At 65.8% G+C, this 22,131-nt stretch carries 23 protein-coding genes; 2 read left to right on the top strand and 21 right to left on the bottom strand.

The genetic code is table 11. The features are described from left to right. Positions 1-7: 7 nt before the first annotated feature. The 15 genes from KDK82_RS27355 to KDK82_RS27285 all read right to left on the bottom strand — a co-directional run bounded on the left by KDK82_RS27355 (position 8) and on the right by KDK82_RS27285 (position 14,047). Entirely contained in the window at positions 8-280 is a 273-nt protein-coding gene (locus KDK82_RS27355) for a VirB3 family type IV secretion system protein (RefSeq protein WP_009517039.1), read from the bottom strand. Continuing rightward, on the bottom strand, positions 277-669 hold the full coding sequence (locus tag KDK82_RS27350) for a TrbC/VirB2 family protein (RefSeq protein ID WP_009517038.1): 393 nt from the start codon (positions 667-669) through the stop codon (positions 277-279). The genes KDK82_RS27355 and KDK82_RS27350 overlap by 4 nt, the downstream gene beginning before the upstream one ends. Next, positions 666-1,730 carry a P-type conjugative transfer ATPase TrbB gene (trbB, locus tag KDK82_RS27345; RefSeq protein ID WP_009517037.1) on the bottom strand — a complete coding sequence of 355 codons (1,065 nt, stop codon included), beginning with the start codon at positions 1,728-1,730 and terminating at the stop codon, positions 666-668. Before trbB ends, KDK82_RS27350 begins: the two co-directional genes overlap by 4 nt. Continuing rightward, positions 1,727-2,191 carry a ribbon-helix-helix protein, CopG family gene (locus KDK82_RS27340; RefSeq protein ID WP_009517036.1) on the bottom strand — a complete coding sequence of 155 codons (465 nt, stop codon included), beginning with the start codon at positions 2,189-2,191 and terminating at the stop codon, positions 1,727-1,729. Before KDK82_RS27340 ends, trbB begins: the two co-directional genes overlap by 4 nt. Beyond that, entirely contained in the window at positions 2,188-4,200 is a 2,013-nt protein-coding gene (locus KDK82_RS27335) for a conjugal transfer protein TraG (RefSeq protein ID WP_009517035.1), read from the bottom strand. The genes KDK82_RS27340 and KDK82_RS27335 overlap by 4 nt, the downstream gene beginning before the upstream one ends. Before the next feature lie 217 nt (positions 4,201-4,417). Further along, on the bottom strand, positions 4,418-4,645 hold the full coding sequence (locus KDK82_RS27330; RefSeq protein ID WP_016451559.1) for an EexN family lipoprotein: 228 nt from the start codon (positions 4,643-4,645) through the stop codon (positions 4,418-4,420). Positions 4,646-4,658: 13 nt separating this feature from the next. Then, the gene (locus tag KDK82_RS27325) at positions 4,659-5,585 is read right to left on the bottom strand and encodes a LysR family transcriptional regulator (RefSeq protein ID WP_009517033.1); all 927 of its coding nucleotides are present in this window, start codon (positions 5,583-5,585) and stop codon (positions 4,659-4,661) included. 147 nt (positions 5,586-5,732) lie between these two features. After that, on the bottom strand, positions 5,733-6,017 hold the full coding sequence (locus tag KDK82_RS27320) for a CopK family periplasmic copper-binding protein (RefSeq protein WP_039878134.1): 285 nt from the start codon (positions 6,015-6,017) through the stop codon (positions 5,733-5,735). A gap of 129 nt (positions 6,018-6,146) precedes the next feature. Then, on the bottom strand, positions 6,147-7,085 hold the full coding sequence (gene copD, locus KDK82_RS27315; RefSeq protein ID WP_009517031.1) for a copper homeostasis membrane protein CopD: 939 nt from the start codon (positions 7,083-7,085) through the stop codon (positions 6,147-6,149). Positions 7,086-7,089: 4 nt separating this feature from the next. Continuing rightward, a complete protein-coding gene (gene copC / locus KDK82_RS27310; RefSeq protein WP_009517030.1) occupies positions 7,090-7,476 on the bottom strand; it encodes a copper homeostasis periplasmic binding protein CopC in 387 nt (128 codons plus the stop codon). A gap of 131 nt (positions 7,477-7,607) precedes the next feature. Further along, the gene (locus KDK82_RS27305) at positions 7,608-10,067 is read right to left on the bottom strand and encodes a heavy metal translocating P-type ATPase (protein ID WP_074931806.1); all 2,460 of its coding nucleotides are present in this window, start codon (positions 10,065-10,067) and stop codon (positions 7,608-7,610) included. Between the two features lie 132 nt (positions 10,068-10,199). After that, complete coding sequence (locus KDK82_RS27300; protein WP_009517028.1) at positions 10,200-10,499, bottom strand: DUF2933 domain-containing protein; 300 nt, start codon at positions 10,497-10,499, stop codon at positions 10,200-10,202. Between the two features lie 23 nt (positions 10,500-10,522). Continuing rightward, the gene (locus KDK82_RS27295; protein ID WP_009517026.1) at positions 10,523-11,011 is read right to left on the bottom strand and encodes a DUF411 domain-containing protein; all 489 of its coding nucleotides are present in this window, start codon (positions 11,009-11,011) and stop codon (positions 10,523-10,525) included. A gap of 34 nt (positions 11,012-11,045) precedes the next feature. Beyond that, entirely contained in the window at positions 11,046-12,137 is a 1,092-nt protein-coding gene (locus KDK82_RS27290; RefSeq protein WP_174484801.1) for a copper resistance protein B, read from the bottom strand. A gap of 23 nt (positions 12,138-12,160) precedes the next feature. Next, a complete protein-coding gene (locus KDK82_RS27285; RefSeq protein ID WP_009517024.1) occupies positions 12,161-14,047 on the bottom strand; it encodes a copper resistance system multicopper oxidase in 1,887 nt (628 codons plus the stop codon). Positions 14,048-14,308: 261 nt separating this feature from the next. On the opposite strand from KDK82_RS27285, the gene KDK82_RS27280 reads away from it, so the two are divergent. Beyond that, entirely contained in the window at positions 14,309-14,992 is a 684-nt protein-coding gene (locus tag KDK82_RS27280) for a heavy metal response regulator transcription factor (RefSeq protein ID WP_009517023.1), read from the top strand. Continuing rightward, the gene (locus KDK82_RS27275; RefSeq protein ID WP_074931800.1) at positions 14,979-16,439 is read left to right on the top strand and encodes a heavy metal sensor histidine kinase; all 1,461 of its coding nucleotides are present in this window, start codon (positions 14,979-14,981) and stop codon (positions 16,437-16,439) included. Before KDK82_RS27280 ends, KDK82_RS27275 begins: the two co-directional genes overlap by 14 nt. A 75-nt stretch (positions 16,440-16,514) precedes the next feature. Here the strand turns inward: KDK82_RS27275 and KDK82_RS27270 are convergent, their stop codons facing one another. The 6 genes from KDK82_RS27270 to KDK82_RS27235 form a co-directional block, all read right to left on the bottom strand. Then, positions 16,515-18,500 (bottom strand): relaxase/mobilization nuclease and DUF3363 domain-containing protein, encoded by a 1,986-nt coding sequence (locus KDK82_RS27270; RefSeq protein ID WP_009517021.1) that lies wholly within the window; start codon positions 18,498-18,500, stop codon positions 16,515-16,517. 448 nt (positions 18,501-18,948) lie between these two features. Continuing rightward, on the bottom strand, positions 18,949-19,536 hold the full coding sequence (locus KDK82_RS27260; RefSeq protein WP_012202386.1) for a S26 family signal peptidase: 588 nt from the start codon (positions 19,534-19,536) through the stop codon (positions 18,949-18,951). Beyond that, positions 19,533-20,090, bottom strand: coding sequence for a DUF2840 domain-containing protein (locus KDK82_RS27255; protein ID WP_012202387.1), 558 nt, complete (start codon positions 20,088-20,090; stop codon positions 19,533-19,535). The genes KDK82_RS27260 and KDK82_RS27255 overlap by 4 nt, the downstream gene beginning before the upstream one ends. Beyond that, positions 20,087-20,362 (bottom strand): hypothetical protein, encoded by a 276-nt coding sequence (locus tag KDK82_RS27250; RefSeq protein ID WP_012202388.1) that lies wholly within the window; start codon positions 20,360-20,362, stop codon positions 20,087-20,089. Before KDK82_RS27250 ends, KDK82_RS27255 begins: the two co-directional genes overlap by 4 nt. Then, positions 20,359-20,997, bottom strand: coding sequence for a ParA family partition ATPase (gene parA, locus KDK82_RS27245; RefSeq protein ID WP_012202389.1), 639 nt, complete (start codon positions 20,995-20,997; stop codon positions 20,359-20,361). The genes KDK82_RS27250 and parA overlap by 4 nt, the downstream gene beginning before the upstream one ends. Before the next feature lie 253 nt (positions 20,998-21,250). Then, positions 21,251-22,108 carry a replication initiator protein A gene (locus KDK82_RS27235; RefSeq protein ID WP_012202390.1) on the bottom strand — a complete coding sequence of 286 codons (858 nt, stop codon included), beginning with the start codon at positions 22,106-22,108 and terminating at the stop codon, positions 21,251-21,253. Positions 22,109-22,131: the final 23 nt, after the last annotated feature.

Below are 22,131 nucleotides of genomic sequence, written 5' to 3'. Positions count from 1 at the left end.
ATCCCCCTCACACGTCCAGCAGCGGGCGGTGCTTGATGTGCCGCGCGAACACGGCCATGAACTGCGGATCGACGCGCGCGCCCCACACCGCCAGCGAATGGCCGACGATCCAGAGCACCACGCCAGGAATCCACAGTTGCAGGCCCAGCCCGACAGCGGCGGCCAGCGTGCCGTTCGCAATGGCGACCGTTCGCGGCGCACCGCCCAGCAAGATCGGCTCGGTCAGCGAGCGGTGCAACGGCACCTCGAACCCGGCCGCGAAGGTATCGGGCATGCTCATACGACAGCCCCGCCCGAGAACGAAAAGAACGACAGGAAGAAGCTGGAAGCCGCGAAGGCGATGGACAGGCCGAAGACGATCTGGATCAGCTTGCGGAATCCGCCCGACGTGTCGCCGAAAGCGAGCGCGAGGCCCGTGGCGATGATGATGATGACCGCGACGATGCGCGCCACCGGCCCCTGGATGGATTCGAGTATGGATTGCAGCGGGCCTTCCCACGGCATCGAGGAACCGGCGGCCTGCGCGGTGCCTGCCAGGAACAGCAGCAGCGCGGCCAGCAGCAGCCCGTGCCCCGCAGGGCGGGCAAGGCTGCGCAGCCGCGCGAGGCCCGACAGGTGCGAAAGCGGATTTACGGAAAGACGGAAAGCAGGAACGATCATCTGCGTCATGGCAGTTCTCCAAGTGAGTCAGGGGATCGGGAGGTCGCCGCAGCGGGTGCGGCATCGGGGTTTGGCGACAACTCGGGAAACGGCGTGTCCAGCGCGTCCGCACCCCAATCCGCCAATTGGTAGCCAACGCCGTCGAAGCCGACGACGCGGGCGATGCTCTCGATGCGGCGCTTGCGCCCGCGCCCGGCGATGTGGATCACCACGTTGACCGCCTCGGCGATCAGCGCACGGGGCGGATTCACCGCCACTTCGAGAATCAGTTGCTCCAGGCGCAGCAGCGCGCCCAGCGCGGAGCCGGCGTGGATCGTGGCGATGCCGCCGGGATGACCCGTGCCCCACACCTTGATGAGATCCAGCGCCTCGGCGCCGCGCACCTCGCCGACGACGACGCGATCAGGCCGCAGGCGCATGGACGAGCGCACCAGCTCGGTCATGGACACGACGCTGGCGCGCGTGCGCAGCGGCACATGGTCGCGGGCCGCGCATTGCAACTCGATGGTGTCTTCGAGCACCAGCACTCGGTCGCCGGTAGCGGCAATCTCGGCCAGCAGCGCATTGGCGAGCGTGGTCTTGCCGCTGCTCGTGGCTCCCGCGATCAGGACGTTCTGGCGCTCGCGCACGGCGCGAACGAGAAAGCCCGCCTGCTCGGCGGTCACCATTCCGTCCTCGATGTAGCGCGACAGAGGAATGACGCCGATGGCGCGCTTGCGCAGCGCGAAGGCCGGCCCCGGCGCAGCGGGCGGCAAGATGCCCTCGAAGCGTTCGCCGGTTTCGGGCAACTCGGCGGACAGCAGCGGTTGCCCGCGATGGACTTCTGCGCCGACGTGGGCCGCGACCAAGCGAATGATTCGCTCGCCGTCCGTCTCCGGCAACTCCACGCCCATCGGCGCGCGCCCACTGGAAAGCCGATCCACCCAAAGGGTGCGATCAGGGTTCAGCATCACCTCCACCACGTCCGGGTCTTCGAGCGCGGCGACGATCAGCGGCCCCATCGCCGTGCGCAGCATTTGGATGCGCCGGTCGAGCGACGTGGTGCTCATGGGCTGCGGAACGGCGCTCATGACGCACGCTCCTGCGCTTGCGTGGCTGCCGCCGCGTCTTCCATCCGCATTGGGTCGGGATGCAGTTCCTCCACCACGTCGCGCACTAGGCTGCGGCCCCGCAGCAGGTGGCGGCCAAGCTGCTCGGTGAACTGCTCGAAGCGCGCTTTGCCCTGCGCGCGTGCCGCGTCTTGGTGCGCCTCTGCAACCGGCGTGCTCACGGTCAGGTAGTAGCGGATGAACAGCGCCAGCGCTTCGATGGCGATGTTCTGGTCGCGCTCCATGCGATCGGCTTGGCGCGACAGGCGATCAAGCCGCTTGGCAAGGGCCGCCTCGCGCTGGTCGGCGGTATCGGGCGACAGCCACGATGCGAGTGCCGCCGCGACGATGGACGACTTGGACACGCCTTTCTTGGCAGCCAGTTCGTCGAGCCGCTTGGCGTGCTCGGGCTGGATAAAGAGGTTCAGGCGGTAATGGCTCATAGCTCGATTCCGTCGTTGGGGTCGAGGGAAGCCAGCCGGGCGCTGCGCTGCATGGCCGGATCAAGCTGGCGCGGAAGGGGAAGCGGCAGGTCGTCGTCGTCATCGAGCAGCGCGAGGTCGGCTGTGGACGCGGCCAGCTCGGGGTCGTAGGCGACGGTTTCGGAAAGCTCGGGCTGGCGGCGCAGGCCGCCGTCATCCGTGGAACCCAGGCCATCGGCGGATGCCGTGGCCAGCGCAGCGGGCACGGCGGGAATCGCCAACCCGCTCCAGTCGTCGGGCCGCAATGGCGGCGCGTCGGCGTACTGTCCTTCCGCCAGCGCGGGCGGCAGCAGCACGCGGCGCTTGAAATTGGCGTCCGCGTAGTAGCGCAGCTTCTTCGCCTTGATCGGTGCCACGCTGGACACCATCACCACGGCCTCGTCAGGCGGAAGCTGCATCACCTCGCCCGGCGTCAGCAGCGGGCGGGCCGTCTCCTGCCGCGACACCATCAGGTGGCCCAGCCACGGCGCGAGCCGATGGCCCGCGTAGTTGCGCTGCGCGCGCAGCTCGGTAGCGGTGCCGAGCGTTTCGGAAATGCGCTTGGCCGTGCGCTCGTCGTTCGTGGCGAAGGTCACGCGCACATGGCAGTTGTCCAGAATCGAATGGTTCTGGCCATAGGCTTTGTCGATCTGGTTGAGCGACTGCGCGATGAGGAAGCTGCGGATGCCGTAGCCCGCCATGAAGGCCAGCGCCGTCTCGAAGAAGTCGAGCCGCCCCAGCGCCGGGAACTCATCGAGCATCAGCAGCAGCTTGTGGCGGCGCTGAATGCCGTCGGAGCCGTCGAGCGACTCGGTGAGGCGCCGGCCGATCTGGTTGAGGATCAGGCGAATGAGCGGCTTCGTCCGCGAAATGTCCGAAGGCGGCACCACGAGGTACAGCGATACCGGATGCTCGGCAGCGATCAGGTCAGCGATGCGCCAGTCGCAACGCGAGGTGACTTCGGCCACCGTGGGATCGCGGTACAGGCCGAGGAACGACATGGCCGTGGACAGCACGCCCGAGCGTTCGTTATCGCTCTTGTTGAGGACTTCGCGCGCAGCGGATGCCACCACGGGATGTGGGCCACCACCTTCCTCGTTCACGAGGTGCGGCGTAGTCATCATCCGATGCAAGGTCAGCTCGAACGGACTGGCCGGGTCGGAGAGGAAGTTGGCGACGCCGCGCAGAGTCTTGTCTTCGCCTGCGTAGAGCACATGCAGGATGGCCCCGACCAGCAGCGCGTGCGAGGTTTTTTCCCAATGGTTTCGCTTCTCTAGCGCCCCTTCGGGGTCAACGAGGATGTCAGCGATGTTCTGCACGTCGCGCACCTCATGCGCGCCGCGCCGTACCTCCAGCAGCGGGTTATAGGCCGCTGACTTCGCATCGGTCGGGTTGAACAGCAGGCAATGCGAGAAGCGCGAGCGCCAGCCGGCGGTGATCTGCCAGTTCTCGCCCTTGATGTCGTGGATGACGGCCGAGGCCGGCCAGGAAAGCAGCGTCGGCACCACCAGACCGACGCCTTTGCCCGAGCGCGTGGGCGCAAAGGTCAGGACGTGTTCCGGGCCTTCGTGGCGCAGGTACTGGCGATCGTGCTGGCCGAGGAACACCCCGGCCGGCTGTGTGAGGCCGGCTCTACGAATGTCCTCCGCGTTCGCCCAGCGTGCCGAGCCGTAGGTCGTAACCAGCCGCGATTGGCGCGAGCGCCAGATCGACATACCGATGGCGACCACCACCGCCAGCAGGCCGCTGCCGCCCGCGATGGCGCCGCCGGTATCGAACACGCGGGGCGCGTAGGCATCGAAGAAGAACCACCACTCGAACAGTTTCCACGGGTGGTAGATCGGCGTGCCAAGAAGATCGAACCAGGGCGAGCCAAGGCGTAGTTGATAGCCAAGGGTTGCTGCTGTCCATTGTGTGGCGCTCCACACCCCAGCGATCACGATGCCGAATACCACGGCGATCTGACCAAACAGCACGTTCGTCCCTTGCATAACCTCGCCTCCGATCACGGCACACAGAGGTGCCGCAGCACTGAGGATCAAGGCGTTCGCGCAGGTCGGTCAAAGGCCGATGTGGCGGCAATTTAGGCCCAAAAAGTCAGATTTCCTTTAGAGGCGAAAGCAATAAAAACGCCGCAAGCGCGAGCGCATTGCGGCGTAGTGAGGTAACAGCGAGAACTTCGTCGCAGCGATGCGACCGAGAGATAACCTACTTGGATTTCTGCTCGGGCCGATCACCGAAAAATCGCCGTTTGGCGGCTTCGGCAGCACGCAGACATAGTTCGTCGCCAACCTTCGCGCGGTCTTCCTTGCATTGACGTTGAATCTCTTTGATGCGTTCGGGATTGGCTACGAGCGCATCCACGGTTTCCGAAGGTTGAGAAGGACCGCATGCAGGCAGTGCAGTGACCAATATCAGCAATATCACTTTGTTCATAGCCTTATTCCTACTATCGGTCGCGTGGAAGGTCTTCGGGGATGCCGAGTTCATCAGCCGCATCAATAAAATCTACTCGTTCGATAAATCGAGCCAGCATTTCTGACGGCTCCGTATCGCGGCGCAGCAGATAGGTCATGAGCATAGTCGGCTTGCCCGCCAAGCGCCGGGCCACGACTCCCGGCTCGCGGCTGGAAGCAATATGCGCCTCGCCCGCCAAGCCCAATGCTAAGCCAGCGGAGACTAAAGTCATCATCACGTCGAAGGTCGCCACGCGCTGCGCGATCAGCGGCTCTTGTCCGCATGTGCGTAGGAACCGATCGACCTGGCGTGCGTGGCCTTCGCACACTGCTGGGTCGCCCAGCGCCAGCGGATGGCGCAGCACCTCCTTCAGCGGGATCTGTTTGAAGGCAAGCACCGGATGGCGGGCTGGTACCGCAACCATCAATTCGTCTTCCCATGCAGGAGTGACGATGATGCCATCACCTGCATCCTCTGCCATCGAGAAGCCCGCGTCATACAGGTCGCTATGAAGCCCCTTGATCTGCTGATCCAGGGGCACCTCGAACAATCGGATTTCCACCTCGGGGTCTTCTTCGCGGCTGCGCGCCAGCAATGCCGGCAGGCGCGAAGGCGTGACGCCATCGGACAAGGCAATACGCAACTGGCCGCAAAAGCCGTTGGCGGCGGACTTAACACTATCGCGGGCCTGCTCCAGCACTGTAAAGACTCGCTGAACGTGCTCCAGAAACAGCCGTCCAGCGCGGGTCAGTTGTGTGCTGCGAGTGGTGCGGACAAACAGGCGTGCGCCGAGTTCTTCCTCCAACTCCTTGATGGTGCGAGATAACGGAGATTGGTCGATGTGCAACCGCTCGGCAGCGCGGGCAAAGTGAAGCTCCTCTGCTACAGCGAGGAAACATCGTAGATGACGAAGCTCCACAAACTAATCTCCTAATAAGTGTTATTTGAACCTACACATTGAATCTTCTGTCCGGGGTAGTCACTGAAGGCCATGCGCCTATCCGAATCGGACAGGCGCTGGGACTTCTTTCTGACGCCATTGGGAGGCATCAGCAGATCGCGTGAATTACCCGCCGTGATCCTGTTCAAGCAGCGAGCTGAGGGGAGCAACTTCATTGCTGGTGATGGTGACCATCAGCCCATCCTTCGTGACTACAGACGAACCAATCTTCTGGTGCACAGCACGCCCAAAGCAATCCTCTTGCGCCATGCGTCCATCTTTGAAGAAGTACAGCGTCCCTCCATTGTTCAGTGGGATCATTTCTTTGGCGGCATGAGCAGCCGCATCACCGGCAAACGCGGGCGCAGCGAGAACACTCAGCAGGGCAACAACAAGAATGCGTGACTTCATGATTAGCTTCTTAAAATTGACGACGAGAGAATTCCGCCGCACCGCTAATTTAGAAGCCTGGTCTCGTCAAAGCGCTGACGTCGCCATTACATCGCGCTCATGCTTCGTCATGGAATCGAAATCAAGAGATCACACCTGCGTCGGAGACAGAATGCCAAGCCAGGCGACGCTTGCCATGACAAGCACCGCAAGAGTTGCTTCCGCAGACAAACTTCGCCTCAGCTTGGCGACAGCCGTGCCTGTATTGCCTGATTCAAGCGAGGCCTGGAGGCCGGGACTCAACCTGTATCGATTCGCCGCTGCCAGCGCGAGCATACCCCCGACCAGCGCCAACTTCAGCAACAGCAACCGCCCGTAGAGCGTCGAGAACAGTGGCCCGATCGAGGGCCCAACGATCAGTAGGTAGTTGAGGATTCCGCTCGCCGTAAGCACGATCACGATCAGCGTGCCGATGCGGGCAAAGCCGTTGGACGTGCGACTCAGCAGTCGCAGCATGCTTTGTGGTGCATCGAGTGCTCGGTCGCTCCTCAACGTCGCCAGCAGCAGGAACGCTACGATGGCGCCGACCCAGGCTCCGGCAGTCCACAGATGCGCGATGTCATTGCCGAGGTGAAAGTATCCGCGCAGCCCGTCATCCATGGCCCCGTGCCCCACCCAGGCGAGCGTTGCCAGGGCCGTACCGCTCGAGGCTGCCAAGCCCACGAAGCGCAGCGTCGGATTGAGCCTTAGCACGGCCAACAGCACGCACAGCAGCAGCGCCATGATGCGCACGCACCATGAGATCCCCATGTGCGTCCCCGTGATGAGCATTTCGAAGACGTGCGTCGTCAGCTCCGCATAGCTCTGGGCACCCGACATCGCCTTGGCCAGGACGGTCAGCGCCCAAACCGAGAGCACGATTCCGAGAGCCGCGGCAGCACCGACCAAGGTCCTGAAGCGATGTGCAACCGCCGAGGATCGCTCGTCGCGGCCCAGCGCGTACAGAGCGAACAAGGCGACGCCAAAAGCCGCCGCCAAGTCCAGGTACAGCGCCAGGCGCAATGCGATGGTCAACCAATCCCCGGCCATCGGCTTACTTGACCTTGAAGCTCACATTGCCCGTGATCGGATGCGTGTCTGAGGAAACGGCACGCCATTCAACGCGGTAGTCGCCGGCGCGCAGCGGCTGCGCAGGTGTGATCACCATGGTCTTTCCGTCGCCGGCAGCAGCCACGCTGGCGTTGATCTTCATGTTGCCGTGGTTGGGCATGCCCGGCATGCCTGTCATCACAAGGTTAGCCGCCGAAAACTGCGGCACGAGCGTCTCGGTGAATTTCAGCTCGATGGTCGCCGGGGCATCGACTTCGGACTTGTCGGCGGGCGTGGAAGACACCAGCGCGGGATGCGCGAAAGCGGCGGTCGCGAACAGGCTGGCGGCGATCGGCGTGATGAGTTTGGCAATCAGTGCAGAGCGGGTCATGGAAGTTCCTATCTTGGTGTTGAAAGGTTGGGGGATTGAGCGAACACGGACTGCACGCGGCTCGATGGAGCGCAGTCCGATCAGATGGTTGTGTGGCGCGATAGCGACCTCCTGGTTCAGTTCTTGACCGGTCATTGCCCTCGGGGCCCGGCACCACGCAGGCGCAAGGCGTTGCCGACCACCGACGCCGAACTGAGGCTCATGGCCAGAGCCGCGATCAAGGGGGACAGCAGCCAGCCCGTGAAGGGATAGAGCACGCCGGCAGCAACCGGGATGCCGAGCGCGTTGTAGAGAAAAGCGAACACGAGGTTTTGCTTCATGTTGCGCACCGTGTCGACCGAAAGCGTGCGCGCCACGGCGATGCCCCGAAGGTCACCCTTGACCAGGGTCACCTGCGCGCTGTTCATCGCCACGTCGGTGCCCGTGCCCATGGCGATGCCCACGTCCGCCTTGGCCAGAGCCGGTGCATCGTTGATGCCGTCACCCGCCATGGCGACGACACGGCCTTCCTTCTGCAGACGCTCGATCAACTGCAGCTTGTCGGCCGGCTTGACCTCGCCATGGACCTCGTCGATGCCCAGGCGGGCACCCACCGCCTTGGCGGTGGTATGTCCATCACCGGTGGCCATGATGACGCGCAGGCCGGCCGCCTTGAGCGCGGCCAAAGCCTCAGGGGTGCTGTCCTTGACCGGATCGGACACGGCCAGCAGGCCGGCAAGCTGACCGTCGACCGCCAGGTACATGACGCTCGCGCCCTCGCTGCGCAGCGCCTCCGCCTGCGGCACCAGTGGATCAACCGAAACACCCGCCTGCTGCATCAGCACCGTGTTGCCCAGCGCCAACTGGCGCTGCTCGACCTTGCCTCGCACGCCGATGCCGGTCCCCGATTCGAAGCCTTGCGGCTTGGCGAGTTGCAACCCCTGGGCCCGGGCAGCCTGCACGATGGCGTCGGCCAAGGGGTGCTCGCTGCCCTGGTCCAGGCTGGCCGCCAGGCGAAGCACCTCCTGGTCGGTGAAGCCAGCAACGGCGACGGCTCGGTCGAAGGCGGGACGACCTTGCGTCAGGGTGCCCGTCTTGTCGATGACCAGCGTATCGACCTTGCGCAGGTTCTCGATCGCCGCGGCATCTCGGAACAACACGCCCTGCGTGGCGCCGCGGCCGGTGGCCACCATGATGGACATCGGTGTGGCCAAGCCCAGCGCGCACGGGCAAGCGATGATGAGGACCGCAACGGCATTGATCAGCCCATACACCCAGGCCGGTTGCGGCCCGTAGAACCCCCAGACGAAGAGCGTCGTCAACGCGATGGCGACCACGACCATCACGAAGTAGCCCGCGACGAGGTCGGCCATGCGTTGCATGGGCGCCTTGGAGCGCTGAGCTTGGGCAACCATCTGCACGATCTGCGAGAGCACGGTGTCAGAACCGATGCGCTCCGACCGCATGACCAGTGCACCACTGGTGTTGAGTGTGGCGCCGATCACCTTGTCGCCCGCGCGCTTGCTCACCGGCAGCGGCTCGCCGGTCAGCATGGACTCGTCGACCGCGCTACTGCCCTCGTGCACCACGCCGTCGACGGGCACCTTCTCGCCGGGGCGGATGCGCAGCAAATCGCCCACGTGCACATGGCTGAGCGGCACATCCTCCTCGCGCCCATCAGCGCCGATGCGGCGCGCGGTCTTGGGCGCCAGTCCCAGCAGCGACTTGATTGCCGCAGAGGTCTGCGAGCGGGCCTTGAGTTCCAGCACCTGGCCCAGCAGGGTCAGCGAGATGATGACGGCCGCGGCCTCGAAGTACACCCCGACGCGGCCCATGGAGAAGAACGAAGCCGGAAACACCTGTGGTGCCACGGTCGCTACCACGCTGTAGAGGAAGGCGGCTCCCGTACCCAGGCCGATGAGGGTCCACATGTTCGGGCTGCGGTGCACCACCGACTGCCAGCCGCGCGAGAAGAAGGGCCAACCCGCCCACAGCACGATCGGCAGCGACAGCACCAGCTCGACCCAACTCTGCGTGGCCATGTCCATCAGATGCAACCGCTCGCCCGCCATGGCGAGCGCCAGCACCACGAGCGTCAACGGCAGCGTCCACCAGAACCGGCGAGAGAAGTCGCGAAGCTCGGGGTTGTCATCGTCCAGGTCGGGCAACAGCGGCTCCAGCGCCATGCCGCACCTCGGGCAGGTACCAGGGTGGTCCTGGCGAATCTCCGGATGCATCGGGCAGGTGTAGACCGAGCCCGGCGCTGCGGCGGGCGTTGGCGCGGCCTGCGCCATCGGATCCTTTGCCGTGTGCACGTAGCGCAGCGGCTGCGTGTCGAACTTGTTCTTGCAGCCGGCGCTGCAGAAGAAGTAGGTGCGCTCTTCGCGGCTGGAACGGTGCGGTGACTGCGACGCGACCGCCATGCCGCAGACGGGATCCCGTTCTCCGGCCTCGGGCTTCGAGGCATCCGATGAACTTGCGCCGTCGTTCTTGGGCAGGTCGGCACTGTGCTCGTGGTCCTCGTGGTGCGCATGTGGGCGGGAGCCCGACGCGTCCTTAGGCGCGTCGTGAGGGGGATGTCCATGACCTGACGATGGGAGGGAAGAGTTCATGTTGTGTGCTGGCCTCGCCTAAGTTCAAGCGGCGCGATAAGCGCGAAGGGTTCGTCCGACATCCTCAAATACCGTGGAGCGCCGCACTCACACCTCATAGAAAAGACGCGCGGGCGTGCAGCTTCGCTTCGTTCATCGCTGCTCGCCGCCGGAAGCCGGGACCGCGTTCGACGCTTCCTTGCCTTCCCGCGACGGCTCGGTGTTGTTGTCGTCGGCGCGGTGACCGTGGCCTCGGTGCATGAAGAGGTGCATCAGCGGACATGCCGCAAGCAGCAGGAATGGCAGATAGCCTGCGATATGCGTCAAGTGCCCCTTCAGCAGGAAGTACGCAGCGACGGCCGCGATTGGCACCAAGATCAGGAAAGCCAGGCCGTAGCGCGACCGCCAGAATTGGGGGCGGCCGCTGGGTGTCTGCGTGTGCGCATGGTGCATAAAAAGCTCTCCCGGATCCGTGTTCAGCGATGCGACTGGAAGACCGTGCTCTTGCCGTCCGCCGTCAACAGCAACACGTCGTAGGCGTCCTTGCGGTCACCGTACACGGGACCGTCCATGCCGGGCGAGCCGACCGGCATGCCTGGTGCGGCCAGGCCGATGGCCCGCGGTGCTTCCCGCAGTAGACGACGGATGTCTGCGGCCGGGACATGGCCCTCGATGGCGTATCGCCCGATCTGCGCCGTGTGACAGGAGCCGAACTTCTGCGCGATGCCCAGGCGCGCTCGCGCGGCGTTGTTGCCGCTATCGAAAACCTGCACCTCGAACCCAGCCTGCTCCATGTGCGTGATCCAGTCCTTGCAGCAGCCGCAGCTCGGGTCCTTCCAGACCTTGGCCGTCAGCCGCTCCTGGGCCAGGACGGGGCCCGCCAGCAGCAAGGCAAGGACGCCCGCGATGGCGGCTCGGCGCTTCGCTTCGACCGGACGCTGCGTGTGCTGTGTTGTCGTGTTCATGCTTTGCCCACTCCTCACGTCGACGTGTTACCAACTAAAACCAGAAGCGCACACCGGCCACCCAGCGTGTTTGCAGGGGGCGGCCGCCCGAGGCGCGCACGTAGTCGGCGGTCTGGCCGAAGCTGCCCGCGCGCTCCACGCCGATGTAGGGCGCGAACTGGCGGCTGAACTCGTAGCGCAGTCGCAGGCCCGCGGACGCTTCGGCGAGGCCCTTGCCGATGCGCCGCTCTGGATCGTCCTTGCCGTAGAACTGCAGCTCGGCGCGCGGCTCGAGCACCAAGCGCTGGGTCAGCAGCATCTCGTAGCTGCCCTCCAGGCGCAGCGCGGTCCTGCCGCCGCTGCCCACGTAGGCGGTCGCGTCCAACTCGAACCAGTACGGCGCGAGTCCCTGGATGCCGAAGGCCAGCCACTGGCGGCTTGGTCCCTCGCCGGTGTCCAGGCGGACGCCCAGTTGCGTGTCCCAGAAGGTGGAGACCGCATGGCCCCACAGCAGTTCGGTGCGCGCCTCTTCGAACTTGCCGCCCGCCACGTCGCCCTCGGCCTTGAGCACCGCCCGATTGAAGGCGTTCCCATACCAGGCTTGCAGGCCGTAGGCCGTGTCATTGCCGCCATTGCGCGTGAAGCGACGCTCCAGGGTTTCGGCCCGTAGCGAGAAGAAGGCGTGCTCGTCGGCCAGCATGAGCCGTGGCACGCCCGGCACGGCGTAGTCACCCGATCCCAGCTTGAGGCCATTGGAGTAGGCGTGCGGATCGCGCGCATCGGGCGGGGCCGAGCCGCCTTGCATGCGCATGTTGCCGTGGTCCATGGCCGGTGCGGCGGTCGCGGAGGAGGCGCCACTGGCGGGCGCACCATGCCCGGCATGAGGATCGGTCGCCGCGGCAGCGGCAGGCGTGGCCGGCGCAGAGGGCGAAGACGGCGCGCCGCTGGCGGGAGCCCCGTGTCCGGCATGCGGGTCAGCGGCGGCAGGATTCGCGGTTGCGGCAGGTGCGACTGCTGGCGCGGGTGTGGCGCGGGGAGCGGCTTGACCATGGGCGCTGTGGTCGTTCTGCGCCCGGGCTTGTGTGGCCACGCCGACAAGGGCCATGAGCGCGATGGACAGTGCGCGAAGGGGGAGTGCTTGGGACATTCTGGATCTTCCTTGTGCTGGGCTCAGGACACCACGACTTCGCGGAACATGCCGGCATCCATGTGGAACATCAGATGGCAATGCCAGGCCCAGCGTCCGAGCGCGTCGGCCGTCACAAGGAAACTGATGCGTTGCGCGGGCTGCACCGGCAGGGTGTGCCGGCGGGCGAGGAAGCGGCCATCCGGGCTCTCCAGCTCGCTCCACAAACCGTGCAGGTGCATGGGATGGGTCATCATCGTGTCGTTGTGCAAGATGACCCGCAGGCGCTCGCCGTAGCGAAAATGGACCGGCGTGGACTTGCCGAACTCCAGTCCGTCCAGAGACCAGGAATAGCGCTCCATGTTGCCCGTCAGGTGCAACTCGACCTCACGGCCGGGGCCCCGTTTGTCCAGCGGACCCGATGGCGTGTGCAGATCCGCGAGGGTCAGGACACGCCTCCCGTTGTTGCGCAGGCCGATGCCGGGGTCATCCAGGTTGGTGCGCGCCATGTCGACCCGCATGTCCGTGCTCGCGCCGTATTCGGTGCGCGCGTGGCGCGCCGTGGTGCTTGGCACAGCCAGCGCGCCCGCGGCATGCTGGCTGTGGTCCATGGCCATGCCGCCGTGGTTCATGGCGCCATGGTTCATCCCGCCCATCGCGCCGTGGTTCATGCCAGTCATCGGGGTCGCGGCCATGCCGGCCATGCCGGCCATGCCAGCCATTCCCGTCATGCCGGTCATTCCCGTCATGCCGGCATCCTGGCCCGAAGCGCCGTGGTCCATGCCGCCCATCATGTCGCCCATGCCGAGCCATTCCACCGGATCCAAGGCAGGCACCGGCGCCTGCAGGCCCTCGCGCACTGCCAAGGTGGCACGCGCATACCCGGTGCGCTCCATGGCCTGCGCGAAGATCGTGTAGGCGTCGTCGCGTGGCTGAACGATGACGTCGATGGTCTCGCCCGGGCCGAAGCGGAATTCGTCGACCGTCACGGGCTCCACATCCACGCCATCGACGTGCACGACGGTGAGCTTGAGCCCAGGGATGCGTACGTCGTAGAAGGTGTTACCCGCGCCGTTGACCATGCGCAGGCGCACGCGTTCGCCCGGACGGAACAGGCCCGTCCAGTTGCCCGCCGGGGTCGTGCCGTTGGCGAGGTAGGTCAGGGTCGCGGAGGACAGATCGGCGAGATCGGTCGGGTTCATCCGCATTTCGTTCCACATCTTGCGCTTGCCGAGCGCAGCAGCCATGCCATCGCGCGAAACGTCGCGGAAGAAGTCGATGACGGTGGGCTGGTTGAAGTTCAGGTAATCGCTCTGGGACTTGAGCTTGGCGAAGATCCGCATCGGGTCTTCGTCGGTCCAGTCCGAGAACACGAGCACATGCTCGCGGTCGGCGTGGATGGTCTGGGGCCCGGCCGGATCGATGATGATCGCCCCATACATGCCGGTGAGCTCTTGCATGCCGGAGTGCGAGTGGTACCAATACGAACCGCTTTGCTCGACTTTGAATTGGTAGGTGAAGGTCTCGCCCGGCGCAATGCCGTCGAAGCTGATGCCGGGCACGCCGTCCATCTGGTAGGGCAGGATGATGCCGTGCCAGTGGATGGAGGTGGACTCGCGCAGCTTGTTGGTCACGCGGATGGTGACCGTTTCTCCTTCGCGCCAGCGCAGCGTTGGCGCGGGAATAGTGCCGTTGATCGTGGTTGCGATACCGGGCTTGCCTGTGAAATTGACGGGCGACTCAGCCACCACCAAATCGAACTCGTTGCCGCTCAGAACGCGAGGCCCCCCGACCGTTCCAGGGCCCTGCTGCGCAAACGCCTTGAGCGCGGGTGTCGACAGGCCAGCCATGACGCCACCGGCGGCCAAGCCCTGTACGAACCGCCGCCGGGACAAGCCCGGGGGCATGATTAGAAAAGGCGAGCGCGGCATAGGGTGGGATCCTCCAGGGGGTCAACGACAGTCGTCCTTGCCCGGACCCGGCCAGCCCGCTGGTCTCAGGGTCCAACGCACAAGGTTCGACGCATGGAGGACATCCTAAGGAGGGGGCGTTTTCCAACCCATGACCCGTCCATTACTTTCATGTAATGGTTGTGTCATCCTTCGGGAAGGGGCAGAGCGGTACATTGCCCGGTAGTGGGCGCAAAAGTCCCACGCGGCCCCTCTCACCGCAACGATTCTGTAAGGAAAGCCATGAAGATGCTGGTCGTCGAGGACGAAGCCAAGACGGCGGACTATGTGCGCCAAGGCCTGCAGGAGGCAGGCTTCATCGTGGACTTGGCCCGCACCGGCCTGGAGGGCCATCACCTGGCCATGAGCGAGTCCTACGATTTGATCGTTCTGGATGTCATGCTGCCGGACGTCGATGGCTGGCGCATCGTGCGCTCGCTGCGGGCGGCGGGCAAACAGGTCCCGGTGCTGTTCCTGACAGCGCGCGGCAGCGTGGACGATCGGGTCAAGGGCTTGGAACTTGGCGCCGATGACTACCTGGTTAAGCCGTTCGCGTTTTCGGAGTTACTGGCGCGCGTGCGCACGCTGCTGCGACGCGGCACTGCGCCGAGCCAACCCGACCGCATTCAGATTGTCGACCTGGAGCTCGATCTGGCACGCCGACGCGCCACACGGGCCGGCAAGCGTATCGCGCTGACCGTCAAGGAGTTCGCCTTATTGGAGCTGCTGGCACGTCGCCAGGGAGAAGTGCTGCCGCGCTCGCTGATTGCGTCCCAGGTGTGGGACATGAACTATGACAGTGACACCAATGTGATCGACGTGGCGATCCGCCGGCTGCGCGCGAAGATCGACGATGCGTTCAACCCCAAGCTGATCCACACCGTGCGCGGCATGGGCTACACGCTCGACACCGATGACGGCCTCTAAACCTGAGACGTCGGCCATTGGCCACGCCAAGCAGGTCAGGCCGACCCGGCGGCGCAGTCCCGCTTCGCTCGCCCTGCGCGTGACGGCATTGATCGGCGCGGCCATCACCTTGGTGTTCCTCTGTTTCCAGTGGGCCATCGTCCGATCGTTGGAGCATCACTTTGCGCAACAGGACGCGCATGAACTGGACGCGGTCATCTCGGCCCTGGCCGAGCCCTTGCGTCAGGGCGACGACATGGACCGCGACGCGCTGGGGCAGCAACTTGCCAATGCGGTGGCGGGGCACCACGGGATGAGCTACGCCGTCTACGACCAGACAGGCAACACCATCTACGCCACGGCGGGTCCTGACCTGTCCAAGATGAACCTGGCCCCCAAGCCTCTGGCGCAGATCGACGCCGAGGAGTTGGCGGTGTGGCAGGATCGTCAGCGGTCCTACCGGGGCGTTGCGTTCGAATTTGCAGCAGGCCCTACTTCGGATGCGCCACGCTACCGCATCCTCGCTGCCATGGACATCGGCTTCCACCTGGAATTCCTCGGGGAGTTCCAGCGCATGCTGCGTTGGGTGACCTTCATGGTCCTGTGCATTGCGCTGCTGGCCGCTTGGCTGGCGGTCCACTGGGGGCATCTGCCGATCCGCAAGGTCAACGAGAAAATCCGTGCCATCCGTTCGTCCAAACTGGACGTGCGACTCGACCCACGCGACGTGCCGATCGAGCTGTCAGAGTTGGTGTTCGCCTTCAACGACATGCTGGCGCGCATCGAGGAAGGCTTTGCCCGCTTGTCGCACTTCTCTGCCGACATTGCGCATGAGCTGCGCACCCCGGTGACCAACCTCGTGACACAGACCCATGTGGTGTTGGGGCAGCCCCGTAGCGCCGAAGAGTACCGGGAGATCCTGTACTCCCATCTGGAGGAGTTCGATCGCATGAGTCGCATGATCGCGGACATGCTGTTTCTCGCGCAGACCGAGAACGATCCACGCAACATCCGCATGAGCCAGGTCGACCTGAGTGCGCTGGTCCGGGGCTTGTTCGACTACTACGAGGCCCTCGCCGACGATCGACACATCACGCTCAGCCTCAAGGGCGCGGTCGAGCCGGTCCTGGCGGATCGCGAGATGTTGTCGCGGGCCATCGGCAACCTTCTTTCCAATGCCATTCGCTACACGCCGCGCGAGGCTCGGATCATCGTCACGCTCAAACAGGACGACCAGGGAACGGTCATTCGCGTCGAGAACCCGGGTGAGCGGATATCGGACGCCGATCTGCCCAAGCTCTTCGATCGCTTCTACCGCGCCGACCCTGCCCGCCAGCGCAAGTCCGCGGGGGCCGGCCTCGGACTGGCGATCGTCAAATCAATTGCCGAAGCTCATGGTGGACATGTGCAGGCAACGTCCAACGATACAGCGACTAAATTTGATCTAACGCTGCCTCGCATCGCTTAGGTTGGCCTCCCGCCATTGCGGGAGAATGCAGATCGTGGATGGGCGCAGTTTCGGCTCGTCGGAAGCAGGTGCTCGTCAGGTGATGGACATGCCTTTCTGTCGTCCGATCTCCCATGACACGCCACCGCCGCGTACAGTGGCAGCAAGTTGCTGACCTAGCCGTTGCTCGATCACTGGTTTCCACGGCACTAGGCTGAATCCCATGCCGTCATCGAGCATCGCGTAGCGACCGCTGGCCAGCATGACGGAGCGCCGGTAGATGCCGGCCACACGCTGCCCGTCGGCCACCGGGTGATGCTCCAGGCCGGTGTCGGCGGCAATGTCCTTCGCGGCCTGCGCTAGCTCCCGATTGCGCAGTGTGCCCAGCAGGTTCCGGGCGACGATCACGCGCTGCCCGCGCCGCTCGGCCATTCCCTGTTCGGCCAGGAAGTCGGCGCGCTGCTGCATCGCCTGCTTGGCCTCGCCACCAAAGCCCAGGTCGCCCAAGCCCGAGCCACCACCGATCAATTGCTGGTCGAGCCAGGTGGCCCCGATCACGCGAGCCTGCCGCTCGATGGGCAGATGCGATTTCAGTTCCACAGCCACGCCGCCAAGGCGCTGCGCGTCGTGGCGGCGGCCCTGTTCGGCTAGGTCGTCCGGCATCTTCCATAGTCCCTCGGCCACGCGCTCCACGATGCCGGCGCGGCGCAAGGCTTCCAGCCGGCGGACGTGGGCCGCGACGACTTCCTGCGGATCGCGGCCGGGCTTGGCCCGGCCTTGCTCAATCGCAAGGTGATGATCGGTGCGGTACAGGCCATCGCTCGCCAGCGCGGCGATGTTCTTGTCGGCCGCGCGCACATCGGCTGCCCCCTTTACCTCCACCACGGCGCCAATCGGGTAGTTCGCCAGCTCGTCGCGGGCGTTGAGCGCGACGTAGTGGGCCTTGCCGTCCACGCCGTCGATGACCAGATAGCCCCGGTCGCGCAGCTCGTCGGCAAGCCCCTTCGCGGCCACGCGGCCGAGGATGGTTTGGCCATCGTCGCCCGGCTCGAACACCGCCAGCTCGCGCGGCTCGCCGCGCATGGCCCGCTGCATGGTGCGGATGATGTCGCCGCGCTCGCCCAGGGCGCGTAGGGTCTTTTCGGCGTCGGCATGGACAGCCCAGGTGCCCGGCTGTATCTCATCGGCCAAGCCCAGGCGCTGCAAGCGTTGCAGGCGGCCGATCAGCAGCAGGCGCTGGCGTTGCAATCTCGGCTCGTTGAGGCATTCGACATGCACCAGGCCATCGTCGCCCAGCTCGCGCTTGAGCGTGCGATCCAGGCTCGTCCACCGTTCTTGCTCCACCTCGCGCCGCAAGGTCTGCTGGATCTCCAGCTCGGTGCGCGGCCCGAGCCATTCGGTCGCCAGTTCGGCGGCGCGATGGCGGAAGCCATCGGCGATGTAGTTGCCGGCGATGATGAGGTCTTTGCCGGTGTCGTCGCGCCCGCGCACGATCAGGTGGGTATGCGCGTTGTCGGTGTTCCAGTGATCGACGGCCACCCACTCCAGCCGTGTGCCCAGGTCGGCCTCCATTCGGCCCATCAGGTGCCGCGTGTAGGTGCGCAGGTCTTCCAGCTCGGCGCCATCCTCGGGCGAGAGGATGAACCGAAAGTGATGCCGGTCGTCGACGCAGCGTTCCTTGAAGGCGTCGAGGTCGGCGGCATCGGTCTGCGGCCCGTAGGCTTGACCCGGCTCGCCATCGCGGCCCACACCGTCGCGCTCAATGTAGCGCAGGTGCTTGGCGAGCGACTGCGGGCTGGCCCGCTGCTGATTGACCAGCAGCGTCTTGATAGTCACGCGCCGCGACACGGGCGTGAGCTTCGCTCCGACGAAGCGCGCCGCCGTGTGGCCGCGCCCCAGGCGCGAGCCGGGCCGCTGGCCGGTGCCCCTCCCGGAGCCGCTGGCAGCGCCAGGACGACGCACCGACGACTTGCCGCTGCTGGCCTTGCCTGCCTGCTTGAGCACCTTGGAAACGAAGCCCTGGCCCCGGTTCTTCGGGGCGCTGGGGCGGATGCGGAAATCGTCGTCGCGGCGGTCGGTCATGGCTGCGCTCCCTGCAAGCTCTGGCGTGTCCTGTCGTGCGAAGCACACGCACATGCCAGCATTGGCGCGAGCCTCGCGCTCCACGCGGCACGGCGGCGAAGCCGCTCCGTGCTGCGCCAACCCCACGTGCAGACTGGCTTTGCGGGCCGACAGGTGCCGCTCCCTTTTGTCTTGCCTTCCGCATTTGCCTCCCGCATCCGCTCCCGGCAATCGCGGCCCGGTGGCGCTGCTGCACCAGCAGCCAGCGCGCCGGCGAACGCGGATACGGCCGCAGGCCGGGCGCGTTCGAGGCAAGACGCCTGCACGTTGGACGGCTGCGCCGGAGACAGCGCGAAGTGCGGTGCGAATGCACCCGCACTGCACGCGCGACGACACGGCGACGACCAGCAGGACGACACGCCCGATGGCACGATGAGATGCATGGCAACGTGCAGCGAATCGACGGCCATCATGGGCGGGATTCCAGCCAGATCGGATGCGCGACGCCGATCACGGCGGATGCGCTGACCGGCCCGAAATACCGGCTGTCGAACGACGCCGGGTTGGTCACGCTCAAGAGGAACAGTTCGCCAGGCCGAAGCTGGCGGCACTGCCGCCAGGAAGGCAGCGGACGGCCCAGCCGGTCGGCGGGCAGCACGGCGGCCACCGGCACGCCGTCGATCCAGACCAGCGCATCAAACACGCACACCGTTTGCGGCGCGACGGCGCCCACGCGCTTGAGCAGCGGCACGCGCGCCGGCAGGTAGCGGCGCTGCGCGGCCAGCGCGGCGGTGTCTGCCGGCAACGTGGTCAAGACGATGCTGCCAACGGACAAAGGCTGGTGCAGCGAGTCGGTACGCTGGTGGAGCGGTTCCACGCGATACCAGCCGACCGCCACGCTGTCGGACGGGTTGTAGATGATGCGCGGCAGCGGATGCACGAAGGACGCCCAGGCCAGCGCAGCGAGGCCGCAGGCAGACAGGCACGCGAGCACGATGCGAGCGCGCAGGCGTGAGCGAGGACGCGGCGCGGTGCCGACAGTCGAAACGGCGGTCATGGCAGCGCCCTCCCGATGAGCCATCCGGCGTGCCGCTCGGCGGTGTATTCGGGCAGCGGCAGGCGCGCAGCGAGCCGGTTGGCGAGCGTGCGCCAGTACGCGGGTGAAGCGGCGGATGGCGCGATCCCCAGCGCCTCGATGGCGTCGATGCGCTCCAGCACGGCGCGCACCTGGTTCTCGCCCTCGGTGTGCAGCAGCAGGCGTGCGCCCGGCTGCACACCGGGGATGCGCTGCGCCGCGTCCAGCGGCGTGCAAGCCTGCATCACCATGAGCTGCCAGCGAACAGTGCCGTAGTCGGTGGACTGCCAGCGAATGCGGCAGAACATGGCATTCGGCATGAATACGGCGAGACTGCGCCAGCGGTCGAGCCGCAGCGTGCGCGCCGGTTCGCCGAAGCGCAGGTAGAGCTTGAAACGGTGCTCCAGGAAGGCCAGCGAAACGCGCGTTAGCGGCGTTGATGTTGGCCCCGTCGCGTGTGCTAGGAGTGGCGGCGACGGTGCAGCCGTGGCCGCGAAGGCAACAGGCGCGGGGGCAGACGAAGCGGATGCGGTCATGGTGTGTTCTCCCTGCGTTGTTCTGGAAACTCGCGCTCCAGCAGGCCGCGCAGCAGTTCGGCCACCGTCACGCCTTGCGTGAACGCCGACACCTTGATGCGCGCCCGCATTGCGGGCGTGATGTCGAGCGTCAGGCGTGCGGTGTAGAGGTCGCCCTTGCCCAGCGCATCGGCGTCGCCCTGGCGAATCCACGCCTCGGCGTGCGGATTCGCGGGCGGACGCGCGCCGATGCCGACGCGCTTTGTCGTGCGCTTGCTGGCGGGGCTGCTCATGTCGGCCACCGCAGCAGTTCGTCCACCAGTGCGGTGATTTCGCGCGCGGCGACGCTGTCCGGCGCCGTCTCGCGTGCCAGCCGGCCAGCAGCCACGCTGTCGGCGAACACGATGCGTTGATGCACTTCCGCGCGCAGCGCAGGAAGCGGCTGCTCGGCCAGCGCGCCGCGTGCTTCGCGTCCGATCACCGTGGTGCTCACGCGCCGGTTGATGACGAAGGCCGCGCGCAGCGCAGGCCGAAACACCTGCGCCTCGCGGATCAGCGCCACCATCTCGGCGCTGGCCCACAGGTCGTAGGGGCTGGGCTGCACCGGGATCAGCACGCGCTCGGCCGCCAGCAGCGAGGAGCGCGCCAAGGCGGCGATGCGCGGCGGCCCGTCGATGACGACGTGATCGGCCCGCCTGGCGAGTTCTGGCGCTTCCTGGTGCAGCGTTTCGCGTGCGAGGCCCACGGCGCTGAACAGCCTTGGCAAACCTTGCTGGCTGCGGCGCTGCGTCCAGTCCAGCGCGGAGCCTTGCGGGTCGGCGTCCAGCAACACGACGTGTTGGCCGCGCATCGCCAGCTCGCCAGCGATGTGGGTAGCCAGCGTGGTTTTGCCGACGCCGCCTTTCTGGTTGAGCAGCGCGACGATCATGGCCTGGCCCTCCCTGTTGGAAAGCCCGGTTGTTGCCGCTGTGCTTCGCGCCGCGTGGCGGTTTTCCACCGAGGTGCGGCGCTTCTACTACCAGTTAGATGTTTTAAGTTAGGGAAGTTAGGGGAGGCCGAAACCCGCGCCGTTATTGGCTTTGCGGCCGATCCGTACTCCTGATAGCACGAGAGTCGTACTCCCGATAGCACGATACCTCGTACTCCTGATAGCACGAGCCCGTCCACAAGCTGCGCACCGTTTATCCCCGTGCCGCGAACGGCACGGGCCGGAAGGTCAGCAGCTCGGCGCTGTTGTCCGGCATCCGCTCGATGCCTAGGACGTAGCCGGGCAGCGACTGCCGCGCGACCAGTGCGCGCAGGTCGTAGGCGAAGTCTGAGAAGCGCGTGGCACTGCCCGATTTCCGATACAGGTGTCGGAAATCGAATTGCCAACCACCCGGCTGTCGCCCGCCGTGTTTGCGCACCAGCCGGTACAGCCATCGCTCGATGCCGCCCGTGAGCCGGAAATACGCTGGGTCGATGGTCAGCACCAGCGCGGCATCCATGACGCCCGCGTAAAACCAGTCCGGCAGGATCAGCTCCAGCCCTAAGGGCGTGCCCTTGGTATCGGCCAGTTCCTTCCATTCGTTGATCCACGAGAAGCGGTGCAGCCGTCTTCCCGTGGTCTCCCGAATGGACGTGGCCACCGTCGTGGATTGCAGGCGATCCAAGGCCGCCTTGAGGCGCTGGTAGTCGCGCAGCGACGTACCGCGCCCAATGAATCGCTGGATCTCGTAGGGCGTGGCCTGCATGAGCCGCGATGGACGCAAGCCCGCGTCGCGCGCCTCCACAATCTGCGAAGCCGCCCAAATGAGCACATCTGCATCCCAAATCGTGGCGATGCCATGCTCCTGCGTTCCCTCCACGCGGATCGTGATGCCGCTGGCGCGGAAGTCGATCGGCGCCACGCGCCGCGACTTCGCCAGCGAGAAGAACGGAAAGGCCATCAAATCCTGGCTGTCGCGCGGCGCCATGTCGCCCGGCAGGGCACGGAACAGGTCGAGCTGTTCGCGCTCTGGCACGAGCCGCTGCCGGGACGGCAGCGCAGGGCTGGACATGGCGAAAGCCACCCGCGCGCCAG

It is taken from the genome of Delftia sp. K82, from assembly GCF_002193035.1.
GTDB classification, from domain to species: Bacteria; Pseudomonadota; Gammaproteobacteria; order Burkholderiales; family Burkholderiaceae_C; genus Comamonas; species Comamonas acidovorans.
Note: the sequence above shows the minus strand (reverse complement) of the source record. Positions and strands in the feature narration are given on the sequence as shown.

Coding starts and splice junctions, on each gene's coding strand:
- KDK82_RS27275 (WP_074931800.1), top strand. CDS start 14,979: ATGACGGCCTCTAAACCTGAGACGTCGGCCATTGGCCACGCCAAGCAG.
- KDK82_RS27285 (WP_009517024.1), bottom strand. CDS start 14,047: ATGCCGCGCTCGCCTTTTCTAATCATGCCCCCGGGCTTGTCCCGGCGG.
- KDK82_RS27250 (WP_012202388.1), bottom strand. CDS start 20,362: ATGAGCAGCCCCGCCAGCAAGCGCACGACAAAGCGCGTCGGCATCGGC.
- KDK82_RS27335 (WP_009517035.1), bottom strand. CDS start 4,200: ATGCAAGGGACGAACGTGCTGTTTGGTCAGATCGCCGTGGTATTCGGC.
- KDK82_RS27260 (WP_012202386.1), bottom strand. CDS start 19,536: ATGACCGCCGTTTCGACTGTCGGCACCGCGCCGCGTCCTCGCTCACGC.
- KDK82_RS27235 (WP_012202390.1), bottom strand. CDS start 22,108: ATGTCCAGCCCTGCGCTGCCGTCCCGGCAGCGGCTCGTGCCAGAGCGC.
- copD (WP_009517031.1), bottom strand. CDS start 7,085: ATGGCCGGGGATTGGTTGACCATCGCATTGCGCCTGGCGCTGTACCTG.
- KDK82_RS27300 (WP_009517028.1), bottom strand. CDS start 10,499: ATGCACCATGCGCACACGCAGACACCCAGCGGCCGCCCCCAATTCTGG.
- KDK82_RS27340 (WP_009517036.1), bottom strand. CDS start 2,191: ATGAGCCATTACCGCCTGAACCTCTTTATCCAGCCCGAGCACGCCAAG.
- KDK82_RS27295 (WP_009517026.1), bottom strand. CDS start 11,011: ATGAACACGACAACACAGCACACGCAGCGTCCGGTCGAAGCGAAGCGC.
- copC (WP_009517030.1), bottom strand. CDS start 7,476: ATGACCCGCTCTGCACTGATTGCCAAACTCATCACGCCGATCGCCGCC.
- KDK82_RS27305 (WP_074931806.1), bottom strand. CDS start 10,067: ATGAACTCTTCCCTCCCATCGTCAGGTCATGGACATCCCCCTCACGAC.
- KDK82_RS27270 (WP_009517021.1), bottom strand. CDS start 18,500: ATGACCGACCGCCGCGACGACGATTTCCGCATCCGCCCCAGCGCCCCG.
- KDK82_RS27320 (WP_039878134.1), bottom strand. CDS start 6,017: ATGAAGTCACGCATTCTTGTTGTTGCCCTGCTGAGTGTTCTCGCTGCG.
- KDK82_RS27355 (WP_009517039.1), bottom strand. CDS start 280: ATGAGCATGCCCGATACCTTCGCGGCCGGGTTCGAGGTGCCGTTGCAC.
- KDK82_RS27330 (WP_016451559.1), bottom strand. CDS start 4,645: ATGAACAAAGTGATATTGCTGATATTGGTCACTGCACTGCCTGCATGC.
- KDK82_RS27350 (WP_009517038.1), bottom strand. CDS start 669: ATGACGCAGATGATCGTTCCTGCTTTCCGTCTTTCCGTAAATCCGCTT.
- KDK82_RS27280 (WP_009517023.1), top strand. CDS start 14,309: ATGAAGATGCTGGTCGTCGAGGACGAAGCCAAGACGGCGGACTATGTG.
- KDK82_RS27290 (WP_174484801.1), bottom strand. CDS start 12,137: ATGTCCCAAGCACTCCCCCTTCGCGCACTGTCCATCGCGCTCATGGCC.
- trbB (WP_009517037.1), bottom strand. CDS start 1,730: ATGAGCGCCGTTCCGCAGCCCATGAGCACCACGTCGCTCGACCGGCGC.
- parA (WP_012202389.1), bottom strand. CDS start 20,997: ATGATCGTCGCGCTGCTCAACCAGAAAGGCGGCGTCGGCAAAACCACG.
- KDK82_RS27255 (WP_012202387.1), bottom strand. CDS start 20,090: ATGACCGCATCCGCTTCGTCTGCCCCCGCGCCTGTTGCCTTCGCGGCC.